Source organism: Acidovorax sp. HMWF018 (assembly GCF_003061035.1).
GTDB lineage: Bacteria > Pseudomonadota > Gammaproteobacteria > Burkholderiales > Burkholderiaceae_C > Acidovorax > Acidovorax delafieldii.
In genome coordinates, this window is record NZ_QAIM01000666.1 from 1 (window position 1) to 5287 (window position 5287).

The following is a 5287-nucleotide window of genomic DNA, read 5'->3' on the forward strand; positions in this document are numbered from 1 at the left end:
GGTGGCGCCGATCTGCGCCAGCTCCATCAACGATGCCCACAGGCGATCGCCGTTGATGCGCAGGTTCTCGATGTCGGGTTTGACTTTGGTGTCCATGGTGTTCTCCAGATGCATTGCAGCGCTTAGCGCGCCACCGCCGAGGGGGCCAGGTCCTGCGCACGCTTTTGCACGGCCTGGAAGTTGGCGCCAAACGCGGGGCGCTTGATGTAGCGGCCCTTGCCCTGCTCGGCCCGCAGGTCGCCGTTGGCAAACACCACGCGGCCCTGGCTCACGGTGTGGCTGGGGATGCCGCGCACGGTGCGGCCTTCAAAGATGTTGAAGTCGCCCTTGCTGAACTGGGTCTTGGCGGAGAAGGTCTTGGTGCCTTGCGGGTCCCACAGCACCAGGTCGGCATCGGCGCCTTCGCCGATGTAGCCCTTGCGCGGGTAGATGTTGAACAGCTTGGCCGCGTTGGCCGAGGTGATGGCCACGAACTCGGATGGGGTGAGGCGCCCGGTGTTCACGCCGCCATCCCACAGCGCGGCCATGCGCTCTTCCACGCCGCCCGTGCCGTTGGGGATCTTGGCGAAGTTCTCTTTGCCCATGGCTTTTTGCGCGGCGCAGAAGGTGCAGTGGTCCGTGGCCGTGGTGTGCAGTTGGCCCGACTGCAGGCCGCGCCACAGCGCCTCCTGGTGGCCCTTGGGGCGGAAGGGCGGGCTCATCACATAGGCGGCGGCCTTGGCAAAATCGGGGTCGCGGTAGACGCTGTCATCCACCAACAAGTGGCCTGCCAGCACTTCACCGTACACGCGCTGGCCGCGCGCACGGGCGCGGGCAATGGCGTCGGCCGACTCCATGCAGCTCACATGCACCACGTAGATGGGCACGCCCAGCACATCGGCAATGGCGATGGCACGGTTGGCGGCCTCGGCCTCCACCATGGGTGGGCGCGACAGCGGGTGGCCCTCGGGGCCGGTGATGCCCATCTTGGCGACCTCTTGCTGCAGCAGGTACACCAGCTCGCCGTTTTCGGCATGCACCGTGGGCATGGCGCCCAGCTCCAACGCGCGCTTGAAGCTGTTCACCAGGGTTTCGTCGTCGCACATGATGGCGTTCTTGTAGGCCATGAAGTGCTTGAAACTGTTCACGCCTTCCTGCTGCACCAGCGTGCCCATGTCGGCGCGCACCTGCTCGCTCCACCAGGTGATGGCGACATGGAAGGAATAGTCGGCCGCAGACTTCTCGGCCCAGCCCCGCCACTTGCGATAGGCGTCCAAGATGGGCTCCTGCGGGTCGGGGATCACGAAGTCGATGATGCTCGTGGTGCCACCAGCCAATGCGGCTGCCGTGCCGGTGAAGAAGTCGTCCATGGTGACGGTGCCCATGAACGGCAGCTGCATGTGCGTGTGCGGGTCGATGCCGCCGGGCAGCACGTACTGGCCGCTGGCGTCCAGAGTCTGCGCACCTGCGGGGGCCTGGGCCGCAGCATCTTCCCCCACGGCCACGATGCGGCCATCGACGCACAACACATCGGCGCGCTGTTCACGGTCGGCGTTGACCACGGTGCCACCGCGGATCACAAGGGCTTGGGTCATGGGGGTCTCCTTCAGGGATACGGATCAAATCAAAAAAAAGGGACCCTGCACTGGCACCAGGCCCAGGCAGGGTCCGGGGCATCACTTCTTCTTGGCCGTCAGGTAGTAGTAGGTGCCGGCCACCGCCAGGCTGAAGAACCAGCCCGAGTCGAACAGCGACAGCCAGATGGCAGGCATGCCCGCCTTGTCCACCACACCCGACACCGCCAGGTAGCCGGGCAGACAGGGCAGCACGCCCAGTGCGAAAGCGATCAGGGCCTGCAGGTTCCAGCCGTTGCTGTACTCGTATTCACCGCCACGGCGGTAGAGGTCGTCCACCTTCAGCTCGCTCTTGCGCACCAAGTAGTAGTCCACCAGCAGGATGCCCGCGATGGCGCCCAGCAGCGTGCCGTAGCCGCCCAGCCAGGTGAACAGGTAGCCGCCCGAGGTGGCCAGCAGTTTCCAGGGCATGAACAGCAGACCGATGCCTGCAGCGATCAGGCCGCCCATGCGGAAGCTGATCTTGGACGGCGCGCACTGGCTGAAGTCATACGACGGCGAAACCAGGTTGGCGGCCACGTTGGTGGTGAGGTTGGCGAGCAAGATCACCAGCAGGCCCAGGCCTGCGGCCACGCTGCCCATCTGCGTGAGCAGGCCATCGGGGAACAGCTGGGCCTTGCCGTACAGGATGGCCGAGGCAGAGAAGCCGATCACGCCCACCATGGAGAACAGCGCCATGGGAATCGGCAGGCCGATGGCCTGCCCCACCACCTGGTCCTTCTGCGACTTGGCAAAGCGGGTGAAGTCCGGAATGTTGAGTGCGAGCGTGGCCCAGAAGCCGACCAGGCCAGTGAGCGCCGCCCAGGTCTTGGGGCCGCCTTCGACCACCTTGGCGGGCAGGTTGAAGAGCTGGCCCGAGGGCACCTTCATCATCAGCACAACAACCAGTGCGATGGACGCAATGATCATCAGCGGCGCCGCAATCACCTCCAGCATGCGGATGGATTCAGGCCCCTTCCAGATGAACCAGATGTGCACCGCCCAGAACGCCAGGAAGCACATGAACTGCGAGGTGCTGATGGTCTGCCCATCGGCCGGTCCAGCCAGGTTCATGCCCAGGATGTTGAGGAACCCGTGCAGCGCCAGCGCGCCAAAGTAGCAGTTGATGGAGAACCAGCCACATGCCACCAGCCCGCGCAGCACGGCGGGCAGGTTGGCGCCTTTCACGCCAAACGATGCACGCGCCAGCACCGGGAACGGCACGCCGTACCGGGGCCCTACGCGTCCGATAAGCACCATGGGCACCAGCACGATGCAGTTGGCCAGGAACACCAGCCACACGGCCATCTGCCAGGTGAAGCCTTGGTCCAGCATGGAGCTGGCCATGGTGTAGGTGGGCACACACACGACCATGCCCACCCAGAGTGCGGCAAAGTCCTTCCACGTCCAGTGTCGCTGCGCGGCGGTGGTGGGGAGCAGATCTTCATTGGCGAGCGTGTTGGATGCGTCGCCGGGCATCAGCCCCGCCACATGGGCCGCGCTGCCGGTACTGTTGGTCATGCCTGTACTCCTGTCAAAGACGTCGTTGGGGTTGCACACAACCCGCTGTCTGTTCCAGCGCCCTCACGCTGGCAGATGGCGGGCAAAGGGAAGCGAGCGATGCTAGAGATCACGCAAGAACTGCACCAGATGCAGTGCAACATGCGTTGCAAATCGGCACCACAAAGGGTGCTGTCACAACGCCTTGCACGGTCTGTGGCAACGCACGCAGGGGCGCATATCAAGCTGCGGCAGACACGCGCTGCGGGTTGTTGGGGTGCGTGGTCCAGTTGGCGTATTCGCCCGTCACCGTCTTGCCCGTGCGCACATCGACTTCACCCGGCTCCAGTGCGCGCATGGTGATGCACTCGGGCACGGGGCAGATCGACACGCACAGGTTGCAGCCCACGCATTCGGCCTCGTTGATCTCGAACTTGCGCACGCCGCCCTCCTTGGTGAAGGTGATGGCCTGGTGCGAGGTGTCTTCGCACACCACATGGCAGCGGCCGCACTGGATGCAGGCATCCTGGTTGATGACAGCCTTTTCGATGTGGTTGAGGTTGAGGTTCTTCCAGTCCTTCACCGTGGGCACGGCCTGGCCCTTGAAGTCGTCGAGCGTGGCGTAGCCGTGCTCGTCCATGAAGTTGGACAGCCCATCGCACATGTCCTGCACGATCTTGAAGCCGTACACCATGGCGGCCGTGCACACCTGCACTGTGCCGCAGCCGAGCGCAATGTACTCGGCCGCATCGCGCCAAGTGGTGATGCCGCCGATGCCGCTGATGGGCAGGCCTGCGGTCTGGGCGTCGCGTGCGATCTCGGCCACCATGTTCAGCGCAATGGGCTTGACAGCCGGGCCGCAGTAGCCGCCGTGCGAGCCCCAGCCGTCCGTGCTCGGGCTCATCACCATGCGGTCCAGGTCCACGCCCATGATGGAGTTGATGGTGTTGATGAGCGACACGGCATCGGCCCCGCCCGCCTTGGCCGCACGCGCGGGGTGGCGTACATCGGTGATGTTGGGCGTGAGCTTCACGATCACGGGCAGCTTGCTGTAGTGCTTGCACCAGGCCGTTACCATCTGGATGTATTCAGGCACCTGGCCCACGGCCGCGCCCATGCCGCGCTCGCTCATGCCATGTGGGCAACCGAAGTTGAGTTCGATGCCGTCGGCGCCGGTGTCTTCCACCAGCGGCAGGATGTTCTTCCAGCTCTCTTCCACGCAGGGCACCATCAGCGATACGATCATGGCCCGGTCCGGCCAGTTGCGTTTGACGCGTTTGATCTCTTTGAGGTTGGTCTGCAGAGGCCGGTCGGTGATCAGCTCGATGTTGTTCAGTCCGATCACGCGGCGGTCTTGCGACATGAGTGTGGAGTAGCGCGGGCCGTTGACGTTGACCACCGGTGGGTCTTCGCCCAGCGTCTTCCACACCACGCCGCCCCAGCCCGCCTCAAAGGCGCGGGTGACGTTGATCTCTTTGTCGGTGGGCGGTGCGGACGCGAGCCAGAAGGGGTTGGGGCTTTGGATGCCCAGGAAATTGCTGCGAATGTCTGCCATGGGGTGCTCCCGTGAAAACTGGGGGGAAGGGGTTCAAGCCATCAGTGCGGCGTGGATGGAAACAGCGGCGACCTTGCCGTGCTCCACAGCCTCCACCGTGAGGTCGCGGCCGCCCACGCGGCAGTCGCCACCGGCCCACACACGCGCCAGGCTGGTCTGGCCTTCGGCATCGGTGGCGATGCGCCCGCCCTCCAATGCAATGCGGTTGCCCACGGGCTCGGCCACAAAGGTCTGGCCGATGGCCTTGAGCACCATGTCGGCATCGAGCGTGAAGGTCTCACCAGTTTCCACCAGCTTGCCGCTGCTCAGTGCCGTGGCTGCGAAGCGCACGCCCTTCACCGCGCCGTTTTCGCTCAGCACCTCTTTCGGTGCTGCCCAGTGGCGAATGGTCACGCCATTCGTCTGCGCCCATTGCTGCTCCACGGCCGATGCCGACATGGCCTCTGCGCCCCGGCGGTAGACGATGGTCACTTCTTCCGCGCCCAGCTTGCGCGACTGCACAGCGGCGTCCACCGCCGTCATGCCGCCGCCAATCACCACCACGCGGCGGCCTACGGGCAGGGTGGAGAGGTCGGTGCTCTGGCGCAGCTCGGCAATGAAGTCCACCGCATTGCGCAGGCCAGTGGCCGTGGGCTCAGCC

General features: G+C 65.0%; 4 protein-coding genes. All 4 read right to left on the reverse strand.

Going from position 1 to position 5287, the window contains the following annotated elements; translation table 11 throughout:
- Positions 1 to 122: 122 nt before the first annotated feature.
- A complete protein-coding gene (gene hydA / locus DBR23_RS28245) occupies positions 123 to 1574 on the reverse strand; it encodes a dihydropyrimidinase (protein WP_108500266.1) in 1452 nt (483 codons plus the stop codon).
- An 81-nt stretch (positions 1575 to 1655) separates the two neighbouring features.
- Entirely contained in the window at positions 1656 to 3113 is a 1458-nt protein-coding gene (locus tag DBR23_RS28250; RefSeq protein WP_108500267.1) for an NCS1 family nucleobase:cation symporter-1, read from the reverse strand.
- A gap of 220 nt (positions 3114 to 3333) precedes the next feature.
- Complete coding sequence (gene preA, locus DBR23_RS28255) at positions 3334 to 4647, reverse strand: NAD-dependent dihydropyrimidine dehydrogenase subunit PreA (RefSeq protein ID WP_108500268.1); 1314 nt, start codon at positions 4645 to 4647, stop codon at positions 3334 to 3336.
- 33 nt (positions 4648 to 4680) lie between these two features.
- Positions 4681 to 5287, reverse strand: a 607-nt coding sequence (locus DBR23_RS28260; protein WP_158276507.1) for an FAD-dependent oxidoreductase, incomplete at its 5' end; no start/stop codon positions are given.

Excerpts from the sequence above, each read along its gene's own strand:
- DBR23_RS28250 (WP_108500267.1), bottom strand. The coding sequence starts at position 3,113 with ATGACCAACAGTACCGGCAGCGCGGCCCATGTGGCGGGGCTGATGCCC.
- preA (WP_108500268.1), bottom strand. The coding sequence starts at position 4,647 with ATGGCAGACATTCGCAGCAATTTCCTGGGCATCCAAAGCCCCAACCCC.
- hydA (WP_108500266.1), bottom strand. The coding sequence starts at position 1,574 with ATGACCCAAGCCCTTGTGATCCGCGGTGGCACCGTGGTCAACGCCGAC.